Origin of the sequence: Burkholderia humptydooensis (genome assembly GCF_001513745.1) — a bacterium.
Classification (GTDB): Bacteria; Pseudomonadota; Gammaproteobacteria; order Burkholderiales; family Burkholderiaceae; genus Burkholderia; species Burkholderia humptydooensis.
This window is the reverse complement of sequence record NZ_CP013382.1, coordinates 2,545,630-2,565,403: the sequence shown is the minus strand read 5'-3', so window position 1 is coordinate 2,565,403 and position 19,774 is coordinate 2,545,630. Positions and strand designations below refer to the sequence as shown.

Sequence of the window (19,774 nt, the reverse complement as noted above, 5' to 3'; positions counted from 1 at the left end):
GGCACTCCTTATTTCTGGAACACGTAGGTGCCCGGCGCGTCGCCGAGCGCGTGCGCGCCCGATTTGCCGAGCGTCGGCGGCGCGACGCGCTGCGCGCTTGAATGCCGGGCGAGCCACGCGTGCCACGCGGGCCACCACGAGCCTTCGAAATCGGTCGCGCCGGCGAGCCATTCGTCGGGCGAGACGCTCGGCGCGTCGGCGGCCGTCACCTTCATCCGGTAATGGCGCTTCGGATGGCCGGGCTCGCTGACGATGCCCGCGTTGTGGCCGCCCGCCGTCAGCACGAACGTCACGTCGCTGCCGCTCAGGTAGTGGATCTTGTAGACGGAGCGCCACGGCGCGATGTGGTCGTGCTCGGTGCCGACTACGAAGAACGGCGCGCGGACGTTGTGCACCGACACCGTCTGCCCGTCGATCACGTAGCGGTTCGTCGCGAGGTCGTTGTCGAGGAACAGGTGGCGCAGATACTCGGAGTGCATCCGGTACGGCATCCGCGTCGAATCGGCGTTCCACGCCATCAGGTCGATCATCGGCGTGCGCTCGCCGAGCAGATAGTCGTGGATCACGCGCGACCAGATCAGATCGTTCGACATCAGCAACTGAAACGATCCCGCCATCTGGTGCGCGCCGAGAAACCCGCGCTCCCACATCATGCTTTCGAGGAAGTGGATCTCGCTGTCGTCGATGAACAACTGCAGCTCGCCGGGCTCGGTGAAATCCGTCTGCGCGGCGAGCAGCGTGACCGATGCGAGGCGCTCGTCGCCCGCGTTCGCCATCGCGGCCGCCGCGATCGAGAGCAGCGTGCCGCCCAGGCAGTAGCCGGTCGCGTGGATCTTCGCGCCGGGCACGATCTCGCCGATCGTGTCGAGCGCGTCCATCACGCCGAGCTTGCGGTAGTCGTCGAGGCTCAGGTCGCGATCGCTCGCGTCGACGTTGCGCCATGAGATGCAGAACACCGTGTGCCCCTCGCCGACCAGGTAGCGGATGAGCGAGTTGTGCGCCGACAGATCGAGGATGTAGTACTTCATGATCCACGCGGGCGCGATCAGCACGGGCTCCGCGTAGACGTCGGCCGTCGTCGGGCCGTACTGCAGCAGCTCGATCAGGTGGTTGCGGAACACGACGCGCCCGGGTGTGATCGCGAGGTTCTTGCCGACCGCGAAGCGCTCGGCGCCCGCGGGCGGCTGTTTCGTCAGCAGGCGGCGCACGTCGTCCAGATAGTTCCGCACGCCCTGCGCGAGGTTCGCGCCGCCCGTGAGCGCGGTGCGCTGCGCGATTTCCGGGTTCGTCGCGACGTAGTTCGCCGGCGCGAACATGTCGAGCATCTGCCGCGCGGAGAATGCGACGACGTCCTCGTGATGCGGCGACACGCCGGGCACGTCGTGGGTCGCCGCGCGCCACCATTGCTCGGCGAGCAGGAACGACTGGTGCCAGAAGCGGTACGGCTCGAGCTGCCACGCGCCCGCGCGGAAGCGCCGGTCGCCCGGCGACGGCTGCGCGGGCGGCGCGGGCGTGTGTCCGGCGGCCGCTTCGAACAGGTATTCGGCGAGCAGCGCCGCGTGCTTCACCGCGAGCGTCGCGAGCTCCGTGCGCTTGCCGGGCGCGGCCGCGAGGTGGATCAGCCAGTCTGACAGCGCGAGCTGCAACGATGCGGGCGACAAGCCCGACGTCAGCTTCGCGAGCGACGCCTCCTTCGCGAGATCGAAGATGCGATATGGGTTTTCAGGCTCGCCGGACGCGGGCGGGTGGGCGGGCAGCGGCGCGGCGGGCGCGCCGGATGCGGGGGTGTGGCGTGTGTCCATCGGGCTTCCTTAGGCTGGCGCTGCGCGGGCGACGGCATGACGAAGCACGGCAGCCGATGCGGCCGGCCTTGCGCGAAGCCGCTGCGCGGGCATTGCCGCCCGCCGCGCGCCTCGATCGCACGCGTCGACGATCACTGACACGGCCACTGTAGCCACGCATAGATCTGCGGAATCTGATTTGAATCAACGATCGACGCCGGACGCCGCGCGAATCGCATCGTCGCCGCGTGCGTGCGCATCGATTGTTTCGTATGGCGAGACGCGTCGTTTCATCTGGCGATTTTCCGTTTCTTGACCGAGATCAGCCGGCAGGCGGCGCGCGCCGTTATGGTGAAGCCATCGACGAACCAGCCAGACGGGAGCGACGGTGGCGGATCTGCATGCGACGAACGGCACGGCTGCGACGCACGCGAAGCGCGACGCAAGCGACGCAAGCGCCGGGCGCGTCGTCGCGGTGCGCGGCGCGGTCGTCGACGTCGCGTTCGACGGCGGCGTGCTGCCCGCGCTGAACGAAGCGCTCGCGATCCCGATCGACGGCGCCGCGCCGATCCTCGCCGAGGTGCATGCCCATCTGAGCGACGCGGCGGTGCGCGCGCTCGCGCTCGGCCCGACGGGCGGGCTGCGGCGCGGCGCGGCCGCGCGCGCGACGGGCGGGCCGATTCGCGTGCCCGTCGGCGACGCGGTGCTCGGCCGCCTGCTGAGCGTCACGGGCGAGCCCGGCGACGACGGCGCGGCGCTCGCGGCGGACGTCGCGCGGCGGCCGATCCATCGCGGCGCGCCGCCGCTCGCCGAGCAGAAGAGCGCGACCGCGCTGTTCGCGACCGGCATCAAGGTGATCGATCTGCTCGCGCCGCTCGCGCAGGGCGGCAAGGCGGCGATGTTCGGCGGCGCGGGCGTCGGCAAGACGGTGCTCGTGATGGAGCTGATTCACGCGATGGTCGAGCGCTATCGCGGGATCTCGGTGTTCGCGGGCATCGGCGAGCGCTCGCGCGAAGGGCACGAGATGCTGCTCGACATGCGCGGCTCCGGCGTGCTGGGCCGCACGGTGCTCGTCTACGGGCAGATGAACGAGCCGCCCGGCGCGCGCTGGCGCGTGCCGCTCACCGCGCTCGCGATCGCCGAGTATTTCCGCGACGAGCGCGCGCAGAACGTACTGCTTCTGATGGACAACGTGTTTCGCTTCGTGCAGGCGGGCGCCGAGGTGTCGGGCCTGCTCGGGCGGCTGCCGTCGCGGGTCGGCTATCAGCCGACGCTCGCGAGCGAGGTCGCGGCGCTGCAGGAGCGGATCGCATCGGTCGAAGGCGCGGCGGTGACGGCGATCGAGGCCGTCTACGTGCCCGCCGACGATTTCACCGATCCCGCCGTCACCGCGATCGCCGCGCACGTCGACAGCATGGTCGTGCTGTCGCGCGCGATGGCGGCCGAAGGGATGTATCCGGCGATCGACCCGGTCGCGTCGTCGTCGATCCTGCTCGATCCGCTCGTCGTCGGCGACGGGCACGTCGAGGTCGCGATCGAGGTGCGCCGCGTGATCGAGCATTACCGCGAATTGCAGGACGTGATCGCGCTGCTCGGCATCGACGAGCTCGGCGCGGACGACAGGCGGATCGTCGGCCGCGCGCGGCGGCTGCAGCGCTTCCTGACGCAGCCGTTCGCGGTGACCGAGGCGTTCACGGGGCAGGCGGGCGCGTCGGTCGAGATCGCCGACACGATCGCCGGCTGCCGCGCGATCCTGCGCGGCGATTGCGATGACTGGCGCGAGAGCTCGCTGTACATGGTCGGCACGCTCGACGACGCGCGGCGCAAGGAAGCGGCGGCGCGCGAGGCGGATGCGCGGCGCGATGCGGCGGCCGGCTCCGCGTCCGGCGCTGCGCCCGGCTCCGCCGCGCCGCAAGGAGCGCCCGATGGCCGCTGAGCTGCGCGTGACGATCGCGACGCCGGCGCGCGTGTGCGTCGACGATCTGCCGATCGTGTCGCTGCGCGCCGAGGACGCGAGCGGCGCGTTCGGCATCCGCGCGGGCCACGTCGATTTCGTCACGCTGCTGCGCGCGTCGGTCGTGAGCTGGCGCACCGCCGACGACGCGACGCATTACGCCGCGCTCGACGGCGGCGTGCTGCGCGTGACGCGCGGCGCGCGCATCGAGATCGCGTGCCGCGACGCGGTGCTCGGCGAGTCGCTTGCGGAGCTCGAAGCGGTCGTGCGCGGGGTGCGCGCGACGCAGCTCGACGCGAAGCGCCGCGCGCGCGTCGACGAAACGCGGCTGCACGCGCAGGCGGTGCGGCGGCTGCTCACGTATCTGCGGCCCGAGCATGCGAAGGACGGCATGCACGCGCCGATGAAGCCGGAGACGCTCGAATGACGAAGCGTCGGCAGTTCGAGGCGAAGCGCGATGACGCGGCGCGCGGCGACGCACGGCGCGCCCGGTCGCCCGAATGGCCCGAATCGCCCGAATCGCCCGAATCGCCCGAATCGCCCGAATCGCCCGCCGCGCGCGATGGCGGGATGCCCACCGCGGCGCGGTCCGCCGAAGCCGCGTCGAAGCCTGCCGCCGATCGCGTCGAGCTGGCGGCGCGCACGGCCGCGACGCGCGCGGCGCGCGGCGCGCGCGATCCGGAGCCGTCGCTCGGCCGGCGGCTCGCGCAGATCGGCGTGCTCGGCTGGACGATCGTCGCGCCGACGCTCGCCGCGCTCGCGCTCGGCCGCTGGCTCGACCGGACGTTCGCGTCGCGGGTGTTCTTTTCCGCGCCGCTCCTGATGCTCGGCGCGGCGCTCGGCTTCTGGCTCGCGTGGCGCTGGATGAAAGCTCAACAACACGGAGATCGCGATGATTGACATGTGGGAAACCGCGCGCGCGTCGTTCGACGGCATCGCCGTCGCGATCGGGCTCGCGCTCGGGTTCGCCGCCGGCGCGTGCCATTTCGCGTCGCTCGGCTGGAACAGCCGGCTGTTCGTCGCGGGCCGCGCGGGCGCGGCGCTCGCGCTGCAGCTCGTGCGGATCGCGCTCGCGGTGGCGGTGCTCGTCGTGCTCGCGCGCGCGGGTCTCGCGATGCTCGTCGCGGGCTCGGCGGGCTTCTTCGCCGCGCGCGCGCTCGCGGTCCGCCGCGCGGCCGCGCTGACGGGAGCGCGGCGATGAACGCGTCGCCGCTGTCGACCGTGCCGATGTTCTCGATCGGCCCTGTCGGCATCTCGGAACCCGTGCTCGCGACGTGGGCGATCATGGCCGTGCTCGTCGCGCTCGCGCTCGCCGCGCGCAGGCGGCTGAGCGTCGACGCGCCGTCGCGGCTGCAAAGCGTGCTCGAATTGTTCGTCGCGACGATCGACGCGCAGATCGCCGACACGATGCAGACGCCGCCCGCGCGCTATCGCGCGCTGATCGGCACGATCTTCGTGCTCGTGTTTTGCGCGAACAGCGCGTCGCTCGTGCCGGGCGTCGAGCCGCCGACCGCGCATCTCGAGACCGATGCCGCGCTCGCGCTCGTCGTGTTCGCGGCGACGCTCTATTACGGCGTGCGTGCGCGCGGCGTGCGCGGCTATCTCGCGACGTTCGCGGAGCCGACGTGGGTGATGATTCCGCTGAACGTCGTCGAGCAACTGACGCGCACGTTCTCGCTGATCGTGCGTCTGTTCGGCAACGTGATGAGCGGCGTGTTCGTGATCGGCATCGTGCTGTCGCTCGCCGGCCTGTTCGTGCCGATTCCGCTGATGGCGCTCGATCTGCTGACGGGCACGGTGCAGGCGTACATCTTCATGGTGCTGTCGATGGTGTTCATCGGCGCGGCCGTATCCGGTGACGAAACTTCCGCGCCGCGGCGCGGGCAGGAGAACGCATGAACAATCTCATCGAAGTGGTCAGCATCGCGGCGGCCGCGCTCGCCGTGTCGTTCGGCGCGATCGGTCCCGCGCTCGCGGAAGGGCGCGCGGTCGGCGCGGCGATGGACGCGATCGCACGCCAGCCGGACGCGTCCGGCACCGTGTCGCGCACGCTGTTCGTCGGGCTCGCGATGATCGAGACGATGGCGATCTACTGCCTCGTCGTCGCGCTGCTGCTGCTGTTCGCGAATCCGTTCGTCAAGTGACGCGGAGGCGGCGATGCGAATCGACTGGTCCACGCTCGCGCTGCAGGCGGTCAACGTCGTCGTGCTCGTGTGGCTGCTGTCGCGCTTCCTGTTTCGCCCCGTGAGCGAGATCATCGCGAAGCGCCAGGCCGCCGCGCGCAAGCTGATCGACGATGCGGCGCACGAGCGCGACGCCGCGCGCGCCGAGCGCGAACGGGTGCGCGCCGAGCGCGCGTCGCTCGCCGCGGCGCGCGACGATGCGCTGAAGGACGCGCTCGCGCAGGCCGCCGCCGAGCGCGAGCGCCTGATCGACGCCGCGCGCGCCGATGCGCAGGCGCTGCGCGACGCGGCGCGCGCGCAGGCGGACGCCGACGCCGCTCAGCGCGCGAAGGCGCTCGACGCGCGCGCGACGCGCCTCGCGATCGACATCGCCGCGAAGCTGCTCGCGCGGCTGCCGGACAGCGCGCGCGTCGCGGGCTTCGTCGACGGCGTCGCGGCGTCGCTCGCGAAGCTGCCGGCCGACGTACGCGCGGCGCTCGCCGCCGACGACGCGCAGGTGAGGCTCGTCGCGCCGCGCGCGCTGACCGCGCAGGAGGCGGCCGCGTGCCGCGCGGCGTTCGCGGCGAGCGTCGGCCGGCCGCTCGAGCCCGACGTGCGCGTCGATCCCGCGCTGATCGCGGGGCTCGAGCTCGAATCGAAATATGCGAACGTGCGCAACAGCCTGCGCCAGGATCTCGCGACCATCGAGGCGGCACTGCTGAACGACGATGACGCAAACGCCTGAAGCAACCGATGCCGCAACCAATGCCGCAACCGATGCCGGCTGGCTCGCGCGCCGCCGCTTCGCGCTCGAGCGCGTCGCGCTCGCACCCGTCGCGCAGGCGCTCGGGCGGGTCGAGCGCGTCGCGGACGGGATCGCGTTCGTGTCCGGCCTCGAAGACGCGATGCTCAACGAAGTGCTGCGCTTCGACGGCGGCGTCACCGGCTTCGCGCACACGCTCGACGAGGATCTGATCAGCGTCGTGCTGCTCGATCCGGACGCGAGCGTTCAGGCGCAAGCGGCGGTCATGCGCACGGGCGCGGTGCTCGAGGTGCCGGTCGGGCCGCAACTGCTCGGGCGCATCGTCGATCCGCTCGGCCGCCCGCTCGACGACGGCGCGCCGCTCGGCACGGCAGGCACGCTGCCGATCGAGCGCCCCGCGCCCGCGATCATCGAGCGCGACCTCGTCAGCGAGCCGCTCGACACTGGCGTGCTGATCGCCGACGCGCTCTTCACGATCGGGCGCGGCCAGCGCGAGCTGATCATCGGCGATCGCGCGACCGGCAAGACCTCGCTCGCGATCGACGCAATTGTCAACCAGCGGCATTCGGACGTGATCTGCGTATACGTCGCGATCGGCCAGCGCGCGAGCGCGGTGCGGCGCGTGATCGACGCGGTGCGCCGCTACGGCGCGCCCGAGCGCTGCATCTTCGTCGTCGCGCCGGCCGCGTGCGCGCCGGGGCTGCAATGGATCGCGCCGTTCGCGGGGTTCTCGATCGCCGAATATTTCCGGGACCGCGGGCAGCACGCGCTCGTCGTCGTCGACGATCTGACGAAGCACGCGGCGACGCATCGCGAGCTCGCGCTGCTCACGCGCGAGCCGCCCGGCCGCGAGGCGTATCCGGGCGACATCTTCTATGTGCACGCGCGCCTGCTCGAACGCGCGGCGAAACTCTGCGCGAAGCTCGGCGGCGGGTCGCTGTCCGCGCTGCCGATCGCGGAGACCGACGCGGGCAACCTCGCCGCGTACATTCCGACGAACCTGATCTCGATCACCGACGGGCAGATCGTGCTCGATTCGGCGCTGTTCGCCGCGAACCAGCGGCCGGCCGTCGACGTCGGGCTGAGCGTGAGCCGCGTCGGCGGCAAGGCGCAGCATCCGGCGCTGCGCGCGGCATCGGGCCGCCTGCGGCTCGATTACGCGCAGTTTCTCGAGCTGGAGGCGTTCACGCGCTTCGGCGGGCTCACCGATGCGCGGCTGCGCGCGCAGATCACGCGCGGCGAGCGGATTCGCGCGTTGATCACGCAGCCGCGCTTTCGCGCGCTGCGCACGCTCGACGAAGTCGTGCTGCTGAAGGCGCTCGCGGCGGGCGCGCTCGATGCGATGTCGCCGGATCTCGTCGCGCCGCTGCGCGACAGGCTGCCGTCGTGGCTCGATGCAAGGATCGCGGCGCTCACGCCGGCGGGCGCGCCGCCGTGCAACTGGCTCGCGGACGACGCGGCGCTTTCGGCGCTCACGGAATCGGTCGGCGAGCTGATCGAGCGGATCGTCGCGGATGCCGCGCATCGCGCGACGGCGGGTGCGCCGGCGGAAGACGCGGCGGGCGACATGGGCGGCGGCGCGCTCGACGGTGCGCCGGAGAGCGGCCGCGCGGCACGCATCGAGCCGGCGCCGCCGGGCGGCGCCGAAACCGGCGCGCGACGCAAGCGATGAGCGACAAGCTCGCCGCAATCGAAGCGCGCACCGACACCGCGCGCCAACTGCAGACCGTGATCGGCGCGATGCAGGGCGTTGCCGCCGCGCGCGCGCACGAGGCGCAGCAGCGCTTGCCGGGCATCCGCGCGTCGGCGGCGACGGTCGGCGCGGCGATCGGCGACGCGCTCGCGGCCGGTGCGCCGTCGCGCGAAGCAGCCGCGAGCCAGTCGCGCGGCGGCGCGCCGCGCGCGCGGCTCGTCGTCGTGCTGTGCAGCGAGCAGGGCTTCGTCGGCGCATACAACGCGCAGTTGATCGACTACGCGATGAGGCCGGGCGCGGACGCGGCGCGCGAATACATGATGGTCGGCTCGCGCGGCGCGATGCTGGCCGACGCGGGCGGCGTGCCGCTCGTCTGGCGCACGCCGATGGCGGCGCACGCGGACGACGTCGTGCATCTCGCGAACCGCATCACCGATGCGCTGTACGCGCATCTCGCGAAGCGCGGCGCGCAGCCGGTGTCGATCGTCCATGCGATGCCGGGCGGTGCGCAGCGGCTCGACGTGAGCGAGCGCCGGCTGTTGCCGTTCGACTACGCGCGCTTCGACACCGCGCCGCGCGCGCAGCCGCCGCTCGTGCACCTGCCGCCCGCTGCGCTGCTCGCGGAGCTTGCGCAGGCCTACGTGTTCGTCGAGCTGTGCGAGGCGGCGATGCTCGCGTTCGCCGCGGAAAACGAGGCGCGCACGCGCGCGATGATCGCCGCGCGCGAATCGGTCGGGCGCGCGCTTGGCGAGCTGTTGCAGGCGTACCGGATCGCGCGGCAGGACGAGATCACGGCGGACATCGTCGAGCTGGCGGCGAGCGCGCTGTGAAACCGGGCGCGATTGACGCACGTCAACGACGTGCGCCATGCGTGATCGATACTCGATCGGGCATCGAACCAACCAGGAGCGACTGATGGCGCAACACATGAAGGCCGCGGTGGTGCACGCATTCGGCGAACCGCTGCGCATCGAGGAAGTCCCCGTGCCGACGCCTGGCCCGGGCCAGATTCTCGTGAACATCAAGGCGTCGGGCGTGTGCCATACCGATCTGCACGCGGCCGACGGCGACTGGCCCGTCAAGCCGACGCTGCCGTTCATTCCGGGGCACGAGGGCGTCGGCTTCGTCGCGGCGGTGGGCGATGGCGTCAAGCACGTGAAGGAGGGCGACCGCGTCGGCGTGCCTTGGCTCTACACCGCGTGCGGCCATTGCGAGTATTGCCAGACCGGCTGGGAAACGCTGTGCCATGAGCAGCAGAACACCGGCTATTCGGTGAACGGCAGCTACGCGGAATACGTGCTCGCCGATCCGAACTACGTCGGCCATTTGCCGGGCAACGTGGCGTTCGACGAGATCGCGCCGATCCTGTGCGCGGGCGTGACCGTCTACAAGGGCATTCGCATGACCGACACGCGCCCCGGCCAGTGGATCGCGATCTCGGGGATCGGCGGGCTCGGGCACGTCGCGGTCCAGTACGCGAAGGCGATGGGGCTGCATGTCGTCGCGGTCGACGTCGCGCCGGAGAAGCTCGCGCTCGCGCGCAAGCTGGGCGCGGCGTTCGTCGTCGACGCGTCGCAGGACGATCCCGCGGCCGTGATCCAGAAGGAGCTCGGCGGCGTGCACGGCGTGCTCGTGACGGCGGTGTCGCGCAGTGCGTTCGCGCAGGCGCTCGGCATGGTGCGGCGCGGCGGGACGGTGTCGCTGAACGGGCTGCCGCCGGGGGATTTCCCGCTGCCGATTTTCTCGACGGTGCTCAACGGGATCACGGTGCGCGGCTCGATCGTCGGCACGCGGCGCGATCTTCAGGAGTCGCTCGACTTCGCGGCCGAAGGGCTCGTGCGCGCGCATATCCATCGCGACAGGCTCGACAACATCAATCGCGTGTTCACGGCGCTGCGCGAGGGGAAGGTCGACGGGCGGATCGTGTTGACCGGGGAGTGAGGCGAAGGGCGCGGGCGGGTGCGGATCACCCGCGCTCGCCCGAGATTCGGCAACGGCTGGCGCAAGAACGGCATCAAGGAAACGCGGGAATGGTCGGATCGGTCCCTTCCAGATGCGCGTCCGGATGATGCTGCTTGACGAGCGCCTCGATTTCTTCCACCCGGTCACGGTGCACGTCGATCATCATCAGCAATTCGCCTTTGTCGACTGCGTCCTCGAAGTGTTTCAGGCGGGTATTCGGCACGCTGACGCCGATCATCGTGCCGACCCACGCGCCGAAGCCCGCGCCGGCGATCGCGAACGCGACCACCGCGCCGCCCGCGATCGTGAGGCCGGCGGGCGGAAACGCGATCGCGGCCAATCCGGCGAGCGCGCCGGTGACGCCGCCCGCCGCGGTGCCGCGGGCGAGCGCGGGCAGCAGATCGCTGCTTTGCGCGATCGACGCTTCGGGCAGATTATCCAGCGGAATCTGATCGTTCGCGACGACGTGGATGCGCCGCCATTCGATGCGCTTGACGAGCAGCTCGTCGACGATCATCCGTGCCGTGTCCGCGTCGGGCAGCAGGAAATAGATCCGTCTCATGATGACCTCTGTCAGGGGACGCCCGGGCGTTGGTGCCGGGTCCCATGACTTCGATGGTGTCTCGTCCGGCAGGCCGCGTGCGGGATAGGCGCGTTGTTCGAGGCCTATATGACGAAGTCTAGGCGAGATGCGGTCTTCGACAAGGATTACATTGCGCGATTGCCGGGCGCGCCGGGCTGCCGGAACGTGGGGTTTCAGGCGACGCAACCCGCTCCCCGCATTGAATACGATGACGGCGCGGAGCCCGTTCCCATGCGCGCAGCGAAACAGATATTCGTACCTGACACCTTCGTATTGCGCCGGGAGACACGTCCCGCCTCGATGTTCAGCCGCCCGCTGAAGCGCGGCCGTTCCTTCCGTCCGGCGACGCCGGCTCTGCGCGAGGCGTCGAGACGAGGACGCCAAGCCGCGCGGCGTCGGCTCGACTCCGGTGACTTCCTGTTCGGGCGTCGATGGTCACGCGCAAGACGCCGACAGCGTGCGGGTGCGGCCCGGGATCTTCGCTGCGTTCTCCCGGTATGTCGCAATGACCTATTTCAGGCCATCTGCCCGATCGTCTTCCGAAACCGCTTCAACGACAGCAGGAACAGCACCGTCCCGATCACCGCCAGGATCAGGAATTGCCGCCAGACCGTCTCGATGCCCGCGCCGCGATAAAGAATCGCCTGCCCGATCTCGACGAAGTGCGTCGTCGGCGCGGCGAGCATGATGTTCTGCACCGCGAACGGCATGCTCTCGCGCGGCGTCAGGCTGCCCGACAGCAGTTGCAGCGGCAGCAGCACCAGCACGAGCAGCATCCCGAACTGCGGCATGCTGCGCACGAGCGTCGCGAGAAAGATGCCCATCGACGTCGTCGCGAACAGGTGAATCGCCATCCCCGCGACGAAGAGCGCGACCGACCCCTCGATCGGCACGTGCAGCGCGCCGCGCACGACGAACGCGAGCGAGAACGCCGCCGCGCACGCGACGACGAGCCCCATCGACCACACCTTCGCCAGCATGATCTCGCCCGGCGTCACCGGCATCACGAGCAGGTGCTCGATCGTTCCGTGCTCGCGCTCGCGTATCAGCGCCGCGCCCGTGAGCACCATCGACAGCAGCGTCACGTTGTTGATCACTTCCATCAGCGAGCCGAACCACGTCTGATCGAGATTCGGGTTGAAGCGCATGTGCATCGCGATGTCGACGGGCGGCGCCGCGTTCGTTCGGTAGCGGCGCGCGAAATCGTCGATTTCACCGCTCACGATCTGCTGCACGTAGCCGTTGCCCGTGAACGCCTGGCTCATTCGCGTCGCGTCGACGTTCAACTGGATCTGCGCGGGCCGGCCCGCGAGCACGTCGCGCTGGAAGTTCGGCGGGATGTCGAGCGCGAACGTGAAGTCGCCCGCATCCATTCCGCGGTCCGCTTGCACGAGCGTCACCATCTTCGGCAGCGCGAACTGCGGCGGGAAGAACGCCGATGCGATCCGCGCGGACAGCGGCGACGCGTCCTCGTCGACGATCGCGATCGGCGCCATGTGCAGCGTGTCGGGCCGCGCGGTCGCGGCCGAGTAGATCGACGCGGTGAACGTGTAGGCGATCAGCACGAGCAGGATCGGGTCGCGCACGAGGCTCCACAATTCCTTCACGCCGAGACGGTAGACGATCGCGAGGCGCCGCATGATCAGCGTTCCTGTTTTTTCAAGAGCAGGATGGTCGCGCCGAGGATCACCGGCACCGAGGCGGCGAGCGGCCAGAACTGCGAGTGGAGATCCTGCAGCGACAGCGCCTTGTTGAACACGCCGCGGCTGATCGACAGCATGTAGGTGGCCGGATAGACGAGGCCGATGAAGCGGCCGGTGCCTTCGAGCGACGACAGCGGCGTGAGCAGCCCCGCGAACTGCACGGTGGGGATCATTGTGCCGATGATCGTCATCACGATCGCGGCGACCTGGCTGCGCGTGAACGTCGACGCGAGCAGGCCGATGCCGGTCGCGACGACGTTGAAGATCAGCACGGCGAGCAGCAGCGTCATGAAGCTGCCCTTGACGGGCACGTCGAACGCGATCCGCGCGAGCATCGTCATCAACAGGAAGTTCAGCATCGCGAGCACGACGTACGGCACCTGCTTGCCGATCAGGAATTCGGTGCGCGTGACAGGCGTCACGTACAGGTTCAGGATCGAGCCGAGCTCGCGCTCGCGGACGACGGCGAGCGCCGTCAGCATCGCGGGCAGCATCAGCAGCAGCAGCGGCATCACGGCGGGGATCATCGCCGGCAGGCTTTTCACGTCCGGGTTGTAGCGGTAGCGCGTGACGACCTCCGCGCGCGGCGCGAGCGTCACGCCGAGGCGGTGCTGCGCCTTGTCGGCGAGCCACATCGTATGCATGCCGATCGCGTAGCCGCGGATCGTCTCCGCGCGCTGCGGCATCGCGCCGTCGATCCACATCGCGATCTGCGCGGGCGCGCCGCGCTCGACGTCGCGCGCGAAGTTCGGCGGAATCTCGATCGCGAGCGACAGCTCGCCGTCGCGCATCCGGCGGTCGAGCTCCGCGTAGTCGGCGATCGGCGGCCGCTCGACGAAATAGCGCGAGCCGGACAGGTTCAGCGCGTAGTCGTGGCTCAGTTCGGTCTGGTCGCGGTCGAGCACCGCGTAGGTCAGGTCCTCGACGTCGAGGCTGATGCCGATGCCGATCACGCACATCAGCACGAGCGAGCCGATCAGCGCGAGCGTCGCGCGAACCGGATCGCGGCGCAGTTCGAGCATCTCGCGCCACATGTAGCTGAGCGTGCGCTGCGCGCTGAATGCGCGATGGGGCGGCTCGGCCGGGGCGGAGCTCGATCGCGGCACGGCAGCGAGCGGCGCGTGGGCGGCCGGTGCGTTCGGTTCGGGATGCGAAGTGGTGGCGGCTTCGGTGACGGATTCACCGCCGGCTTCGCTGCCGGCTTCGGCCCGCGCCGCAGGTGCGTCGCCTGCACGAGCCGCGACATCGGCCGCGGGATGCGCGCGTGCGGCGTCATCGGCATCGGCATCGACTGTCGCGTTGCGGCCGGCGGGGGCGCCGCCCGCCGCGCGATCGGCCGCGCCGGCACCCGCGCCCGCGCCGCCGTCCGCGTCCTGCGCCGACGCATCGACGAGATAGCCGATGAACGCGTCCTCGAGCGTCGCCGCGCCGCGCGCGCGCACGAGCTCCGCCGGCGAATCGCTCGCGAGCACGCGGCCCGCGTGCATCAGCGAGATCCGGTCGCAGCGCTGCGCCTCGTTCATGAAGTGGGTCGAGATGAAGATCGTCACCAGATCGCGGCGCGCGAGGTCGATCATCAGTTGCCAGAAGCTGTCGCGCGCGACGGGATCGACGCCCGACGTCGGCTCGTCGAGGATCAGCAGCTCCGGCTTGTGCACCATCGCGACCGCGAGTGACAGCCGCTGCCGCATCCCGAGCGGCAGGCTGTCCGGCAGCATGCCGTAGATGTCGGCGAGGCCGAAGCGGCGCGCCATCTCGTCGACGCGCGCGTCGATCTCGGCGGCCGGCACGCCGAACAGGCGCGCGTGCAGCACGAGGTTCTGCCGCACCGTCAGCTCGCTGTACAGCGAGAATGCCTGCGACATGTAGCCTACGCGCCGGCGCGTGTTGATGTCCTTCGGATCGACTTCCTTGCCGAACAGTTGCGCGGTGCCTTCGGTCGCGGGCAGCAGGCCCGTGAGCATCTTCATCGTCGTCGACTTCCCGCAGCCGTTCGAGCCGAGAAAGCCGAAGATCTCGCCGCGCCGTATCCGGAAGCTCACGTGATCGACCGCGGTGAAATCGCCGAAGCGCATCGTCAGGCCGCGCGCCTCGATCGCGGTGCCCGCCCGCGCGTCGGCGCGCAGCGGCTCGATCTTCACCGGCTTGTGGCCGCGCCGCTCGTTTTCGGGCAGCAGCGCGATGAACGCCGCTTCGAGCGAATCGCAGCCGGTGCGCGCGAGCAGCTCGGCGGGCGCGCCCGTCGCGAGCACGCGGCCCGCGTCCATCGCGATCAGCCAGTCGAAGCGCTGCGCCTCGTCCATGTACGCGGTCGCCACGATCACGCTCATCGCCGGCCGCTCGTCGCGAATGCGCGCGATCAGATCCCAGAACTGCGCGCGAGCGAGCGGATCGACGCCCGTCGTCGGCTCGTCGAGGATCAGCAGATCGGGATCGTGGATCAGCGCGCAGCATAAGCCGAGCTTCTGCTTCATCCCGCCCGAGAGCTTGCCCGCCGGCCGCGACAGGAACGGAAAGAGGCCGGTGCTCTGCGTGAGCGCGTCGATCCGGCGGCGGCGCTCGCCGGCGTCGTGGCCGAACAGGCGCGCGAAGAACTGCAGGTTCTCCTCGACGGAGAGCGTCGGATACAGGTTCTTGCCGAGCCCCTGCGGCATGTACGCGATGCGCCGGCACACGCGCTCGCGATGGCGGCGCGAACGCATGTCGCCGCCGAGCGCGTCGACGCCGCCCGTCTGCAGCGCGCGCGCGCCGGACGCGAGCGCGAGCAGGCTCGACTTGCCGACGCCGTCCGGGCCGATCAGCCCGGTCGTGAGGCCGGCCGGGACGTCGAGCGTGATCCGGTCGAGCGCGACGGTCTTGCCGTAGCGCAGGCTCACGTCCGAGAAGCGAACGACGCTCGACGCGTTCACTGCGGGACCTTGACCATCAGTTGCGCGGGCCACGGCTTGCCCTGATCGACGCGCACCCACGCGACGCCGGGCAGCCCCGTCTTCACGAGCTTCAGGTGCTTTTGCAGCAGCTCGCGATCGATCCGCGCCTTCACGCGGAACATGAGCTTCTGCCGCTCGTTCGCGGTCTCGACGGTCTTCGGCGTGAACTGCGCGGTGCTCGACACGAACGACACGGTCGCGGGAATCACGTAGTTCGGCGCGGCGTCGAGGATGATGCGCGCGTCGGCGCCGAGCGCGACCTTGCCGACGACCGTCTCCGGCAGGAAGAACGTCATGTAGACATCCGAAAGATCGACGAGATTGAGCACCTTGCCGCCCGCCGGCAGCACCTCGCCCGGTTGCGCGACGCGGTACTGGACGCGGCCGTCGCGCGGCGACGCGAGCTGGCTGTCGTCGATGTCGGCCTGCACGCGCGCGACCGTCGCGTCGGCCGCCGTCACAGCCGAGTGCGCGGCGACGAGTTGCGCCTCGGTCGCCTCGATCGCGGCCTGCGCGGCGGCGACCTGCGCGGCCGCCGCGGATACGGCCGCCTGCGCGCTGCGCGCGCGCGCGCGATCGTCGTCGAGCTCCTGCATCGATGATGCGCCTTCGCGCGACAGCGTTTCCGAACGCGCGAGCCGGCGCTGGGCGGCGTCGAGTTCGCTGTCGCGCAGCACGACCATCGCCTGCGCGGCCGCCTTGTCGCTCTTTCGCTGCGCGACCTGCGATTGAACGCCGGCCGCGGTGTTCAGCGCGCGCTGCCGCTGCGCGTTCGCTTCGTCGTACTGCGCGCGCAGCACCTGGATCTGCATGTTCGCGAGCGGCTGGCCGGCCTTCACGAAATCGCCTTCGTCGACGAGGATCGCGTCGATGCGGCCGGGCAGCTTCGTCGCGACGTCGATCTCGGTGGCCTCGATGCGGCCGTTGCCGCTCGCGAAGCCGTCGCCCGGGCCCTGGTGGCGCAGCAGCGTCCAGCCGTAGTAACCGCCGAGCGCGACCACGACGACGGCTGCTGCTGCGGCGATCTGCTTCCTGGTGACTTGGATCATGACAACGGACCTTGTTGCGCTGGGGGTTCGGAGGATGAGCGCGGCGCGGCGCCGTCGCGCGCGGGCTCGTCGAGACGGCCGCCGAGCGCCGCGTACAGCGCGACGCGGCTCGCCAGCAGCGCGCGGCGTGTCTGCACGAGCTGCTGCTGCGCATTCAGCAGGTCGCGCTGCGCGTCGAGCACTTCGAGAAAGCGAGCGGCGCCGCTGTCGTAGCGCAGCTTCGCGAGCCGCGCGCGCTCGGATTGCGTCGCGAGCGTCTCCTGCGCGATGCGCACCTGATCGGCGAGCCAGTGGCGCGCGGCGAGCGCGTCGGCGACGTCGCGAAACGCCGCCTGGACCGTCTTCTCGTATTGCGCGAGCGCTTCATCGCGGCGCGCGTTCGCAAGCTTCAGGTTGCCGATGTTGCGGCCCGCATCGAAGATCGGCACCGACAGGTTCGGAATGAAGTTCCAAGCGGTCGTGCCGGACGCGAACAGGTTGTGCAGCTCGGTGCTGCCGGTGCCGATCGAGCCCGTCAGCGCGATGCGCGGGAAGAACGCGGCGCGCGCGGCGCCGATGTTCGCGTGCGCGGCGCGCAACTGATACTCGGCCGCGACGATGTCGGGCCGGTTCGCGAGCAGCTCGGACGGCAGGCCGGGCGCGAGATCGGGCGCGATGCTCGCGTCGTCGAGCGACGCGGGCGTAGGCGCGGCCGCGCTCGTGCCGACGAGCAGGTCGAGCGCGTGCTGCTGCACGTCGCGCGCCTGCTGGAGCTGCGAGCCGAGCGTTTGCGCCTGCTGCAGCAGGATTTCCGATTGCGTCAGATCGAGCTTCGAAATCGCGCCTTCCTCGTAGCGCCGGCGGAAGATCCGCAGCGAGTCGCGGCGGCTCGCGATCGTCTCGTTCGTGAGCGCAAGGCGCTCGCCGTATGCGCACAGCGCCAGATACGCGTCGGCGACCTGGCCGATCAGGCTCACCGTCACCGCGCGGCGCGACGCGTCGCTCGCGAGGAACGTGTCGAGCGCGGCCGCCTTCAGGCTGCGCACGCGGCCCCAGAAGTCGATCTCCCATTGCACTTCGCTGAGCGACGCCGAATACAGCTCGCCGATGATCGGGCTCGGCAGCAGCAGGCCGCCCGGCTCGCGAAAGCGCAGGTACGCGGCGTTCGCGGCGATCGTCGGGAACTGGTCCGCGCGGCGGATGCCGTACGTCGCGCGCGCCTCCTCGACGCGCTGCACGGCGATCCGCAGATCGCGGTTGTTCGCGAGCGCGGTTTCGATCAGCGCCTGCAAGCGCGGGTCGACGAAATACGCGCGCCAGTCGAGCTGGCCGAGCGCGCGCGCATCGGCGCCTGACGGGTCGCCCGGATAGGCCGGGTAGGAAGCGGGCACGGGCGGCGGCTTGCGCGCGTAGTCGGGCGCGAGCGACAGGCAACCCGACACGGCCGCGCACAGCGTGAGCGCGGCGGCGTGCCGCGGCGCGCGGCGCGCGATGCCGGGCCGCCGCTGATGCCGTTCGTCGTGACGCGCATCGTTGCGCATGGTCATATCCTCGGTGGTCGATGAAGCCGACGGTGCTTCGTGGAAGCCGCGCGCTCCCGAAAATGCTCACCGTCGCGCGGCGCTCTCGTGTCCCCTTTATATCCGACGATTACCGTGTCCTGTCTTGATCTGAGTCAGTGAGATACCGACTGGTCAGTTTTTAAGATGTCGGCATGCACGGTGCAGGTGCGTCCGGTTCGCGGGCGTCGCGCATCGCGAAACGAACGGCACAACGAACGGCCGCCTGTCGGGCGGCGAAGCGGCGGCGGATCATGCGAAACCGGAACGGCAACGAGCGGGCGGCTGCGGCGCGACACGAGGCGCCGGCCCGGCCGCCGCGCTGCCGCCTGCCCGCCGATATCCGCATCAACCAGATCCTCGACGCGGCGCTCGCCGAGTTCTCGGCGAGCGGCTTCGCGGGCGCGCGGATCGATGACATCGCCGCGCGCGCGGGGATGTCGAAGGGCGGCGTCTACACGCACTTCGGCAGCAAGGACGAGATCTTCGAGGCGCTGCTCGAGCGCGCGCTGATGCCGCCGCTGCTGGGCGCACCGAACGCGGCGCGCGCCGCTCGTGCGTCCGCCGCGCCCGTGCCCGCATTCGAATCGCTCGCGGCAATCGTCGATCTGCTCGCCGGCGATCTCTACACGTGGTCGACGAGCGAGCCGGTGATCGCGATGCTGCGTCTGCTGATCGCCGAAAGCCGGCGCGCGCCGCACGCGGCCGAGCGTTGGCGCAAGCACGTCGAGCATGCGTTCGCGACGGCGGTCGGCCGGCTCGTGCGGCAGGGCGTCGATGCGGGCGAGTTGCGCGACGGCATCGCCGCGCGCACGCCGCTGCTGCTCGTCGCGCCCCTCACGCAAGCCTGTCTGCGGCGGGCGCTGCGCGCCGCGCCCCCGTCCCGGCGCGAGGTTGCCGCGTCGCGCCGCGACTACGCGCGCTTCATCGAGGAACTGCTGACCCGGTGAAAGGCGGGAATCCGCGCGCCGCACGGCGGAACGTTGACGGAAGTCAACTTTTCATACGCAGAACGCCGGATCATGAACCCATGTTTTCGGCAGCCCGAACGGTTCGTTGCAACGGCAAGGGATTCCGGTGCGCGAAGCGGCTTTTCGACGCGCGCGAATGCGCCGGGCCGCCGGCCGCCGGATCGCCGGCCGCCGAAACGACATCGACTTGAATCAGGAGGTTGGTATGTATCAGCAGATCATGGTGGCGCTCGACGGCAGCGACATCTCGAAGCGCGCCCTGGCCGAGGCGATCAAGATCGCGAAGGCGACGGGCGGGCGCGTCCATGCGGTGTACGTCGTCGACAAGTCGGTGGTGTTCAGCTACGCGGGCCATTTCGATCCGAACGCGCTTCTCGAAGGTTTCCGCGACGACGGCCGCAAGGCGCTCGTCGAAGCGGAAAAAGAGATGGAAACCGCGCAGGTGCCGGGCGATGCCGAGCTGTTCGAGACGGCCGGCATCGGCGAGGAAGTCGCGCAGGCGCTCGAGCGCTGCGCGAAGCAGCACGGCGCCGATCTCGTCGTGCTGGGCACGCACGGCCGCCGCGGCGTGCGGCGCGTCGTGCTCGGCAGCGTCGCCGAGCGTTTCCTGCGCGCGTCGCACTGCCCGGTGCTGCTCGTGCGCGGCGAGGAAGCCGAGCATCAAGTGCAGGTATGAGCGCGCCGT

Annotated in this window: 18 protein-coding genes and 1 pseudogene; 12 read left to right on the top strand and 7 right to left on the bottom strand. The window is 70.6% G+C overall.

The annotated features are described in order from the left end of the window. Positions 1-8: 8 nt before the first annotated feature. Positions 9-1,802, bottom strand: coding sequence for a PHA/PHB synthase family protein (locus AQ610_RS30225; protein ID WP_006028071.1), 1,794 nt, complete (start codon positions 1,800-1,802; stop codon positions 9-11). Positions 1,803-1,933: 131 nt separating this feature from the next. Beyond that, positions 1,934-2,198: pseudogene (locus tag AQ610_RS38270) on the bottom strand (hypothetical protein). Between AQ610_RS38270 and atpD the strand changes: the two are divergent. The 10 genes from atpD to adhP all read left to right on the top strand — a co-directional run bounded on the left by atpD (position 2,170) and on the right by adhP (position 10,294). Next, positions 2,170-3,717, top strand: a complete 1,548-nt coding sequence (gene atpD, locus AQ610_RS30220; RefSeq protein ID WP_006028070.1) for a F0F1 ATP synthase subunit beta — start codon at positions 2,170-2,172, stop codon at positions 3,715-3,717. The pseudogene AQ610_RS38270 and the gene atpD overlap by 29 nt on opposite strands. Then, positions 3,707-4,162, top strand: a complete 456-nt coding sequence (locus tag AQ610_RS30215; protein WP_006028069.1) for a F0F1 ATP synthase subunit epsilon — start codon at positions 3,707-3,709, stop codon at positions 4,160-4,162. Before atpD ends, AQ610_RS30215 begins: the two co-directional genes overlap by 11 nt. Next, positions 4,159-4,635, top strand: coding sequence for an AtpZ/AtpI family protein (locus AQ610_RS30210; RefSeq protein ID WP_006028068.1), 477 nt, complete (start codon positions 4,159-4,161; stop codon positions 4,633-4,635). The genes AQ610_RS30215 and AQ610_RS30210 overlap by 4 nt, the downstream gene beginning before the upstream one ends. Beyond that, the gene (locus AQ610_RS30205) at positions 4,628-4,936 is read left to right on the top strand and encodes an N-ATPase subunit AtpR (RefSeq protein ID WP_009915839.1); all 309 of its coding nucleotides are present in this window, start codon (positions 4,628-4,630) and stop codon (positions 4,934-4,936) included. Before AQ610_RS30210 ends, AQ610_RS30205 begins: the two co-directional genes overlap by 8 nt. Further along, positions 4,933-5,634, top strand: coding sequence for a F0F1 ATP synthase subunit A (locus tag AQ610_RS30200; protein WP_006028066.1), 702 nt, complete (start codon positions 4,933-4,935; stop codon positions 5,632-5,634). Before AQ610_RS30205 ends, AQ610_RS30200 begins: the two co-directional genes overlap by 4 nt. After that, positions 5,631-5,879 (top strand): F0F1 ATP synthase subunit C, encoded by a 249-nt coding sequence (locus AQ610_RS30195; RefSeq protein ID WP_004187193.1) that lies wholly within the window; start codon positions 5,631-5,633, stop codon positions 5,877-5,879. Before AQ610_RS30200 ends, AQ610_RS30195 begins: the two co-directional genes overlap by 4 nt. 13 nt (positions 5,880-5,892) lie before the next feature. Next, on the top strand, positions 5,893-6,642 hold the full coding sequence (locus tag AQ610_RS30190; RefSeq protein WP_006028065.1) for a F0F1 ATP synthase subunit delta: 750 nt from the start codon (positions 5,893-5,895) through the stop codon (positions 6,640-6,642). Then, positions 6,626-8,332 carry a F0F1 ATP synthase subunit alpha gene (locus AQ610_RS30185; protein WP_006028064.1) on the top strand — a complete coding sequence of 569 codons (1,707 nt, stop codon included), beginning with the start codon at positions 6,626-6,628 and terminating at the stop codon, positions 8,330-8,332. Before AQ610_RS30190 ends, AQ610_RS30185 begins: the two co-directional genes overlap by 17 nt. Next, positions 8,329-9,183, top strand: a complete 855-nt coding sequence (locus tag AQ610_RS30180; protein WP_006028063.1) for a F0F1 ATP synthase subunit gamma — start codon at positions 8,329-8,331, stop codon at positions 9,181-9,183. Before AQ610_RS30185 ends, AQ610_RS30180 begins: the two co-directional genes overlap by 4 nt. An 85-nt stretch (positions 9,184-9,268) precedes the next feature. Further along, complete coding sequence (adhP, locus tag AQ610_RS30175; RefSeq protein WP_009915831.1) at positions 9,269-10,294, top strand: alcohol dehydrogenase AdhP; 1,026 nt, start codon at positions 9,269-9,271, stop codon at positions 10,292-10,294. 73 nt (positions 10,295-10,367) lie between these two features. Here the strand turns inward: adhP and AQ610_RS30170 are convergent, their stop codons facing one another. From AQ610_RS30170 to AQ610_RS30150, 5 genes are all read right to left on the bottom strand, one after another. Further along, positions 10,368-10,877, bottom strand: a complete 510-nt coding sequence (locus tag AQ610_RS30170) for a hypothetical protein (RefSeq protein ID WP_006028061.1) — start codon at positions 10,875-10,877, stop codon at positions 10,368-10,370. A 536-nt stretch (positions 10,878-11,413) separates the two neighbouring features. After that, the gene (locus AQ610_RS30165) at positions 11,414-12,538 is read right to left on the bottom strand and encodes an ABC transporter permease (RefSeq protein WP_006028060.1); all 1,125 of its coding nucleotides are present in this window, start codon (positions 12,536-12,538) and stop codon (positions 11,414-11,416) included. A 2-nt stretch (positions 12,539-12,540) separates the two neighbouring features. Then, positions 12,541-15,510: a ribosome-associated ATPase/putative transporter RbbA gene (gene rbbA / locus AQ610_RS30160; RefSeq protein WP_006028059.1), complete on the bottom strand. Its 2,970-nt coding sequence runs from the start codon at positions 15,508-15,510 to the stop codon at positions 12,541-12,543. After that, positions 15,507-16,580 carry an HlyD family secretion protein gene (locus AQ610_RS30155; RefSeq protein WP_006028058.1) on the bottom strand — a complete coding sequence of 358 codons (1,074 nt, stop codon included), beginning with the start codon at positions 16,578-16,580 and terminating at the stop codon, positions 15,507-15,509. Before AQ610_RS30155 ends, rbbA begins: the two co-directional genes overlap by 4 nt. Continuing rightward, on the bottom strand, positions 16,577-18,106 hold the full coding sequence (locus AQ610_RS30150; protein ID WP_006028057.1) for an efflux transporter outer membrane subunit: 1,530 nt from the start codon (positions 18,104-18,106) through the stop codon (positions 16,577-16,579). Before AQ610_RS30150 ends, AQ610_RS30155 begins: the two co-directional genes overlap by 4 nt. 266 nt (positions 18,107-18,372) lie before the next feature. On the opposite strand from AQ610_RS30150, the gene AQ610_RS30145 reads away from it, so the two are divergent. Both AQ610_RS30145 and AQ610_RS30140 read left to right on the top strand, forming a co-directional pair. Beyond that, positions 18,373-19,068, top strand: a complete 696-nt coding sequence (locus tag AQ610_RS30145) for a TetR family transcriptional regulator (RefSeq protein ID WP_006028056.1) — start codon at positions 18,373-18,375, stop codon at positions 19,066-19,068. A 226-nt stretch (positions 19,069-19,294) separates the two neighbouring features. Then, the gene (locus AQ610_RS30140; RefSeq protein WP_009915825.1) at positions 19,295-19,765 is read left to right on the top strand and encodes a universal stress protein; all 471 of its coding nucleotides are present in this window, start codon (positions 19,295-19,297) and stop codon (positions 19,763-19,765) included. Positions 19,766-19,774 lie beyond the last annotated feature (9 nt).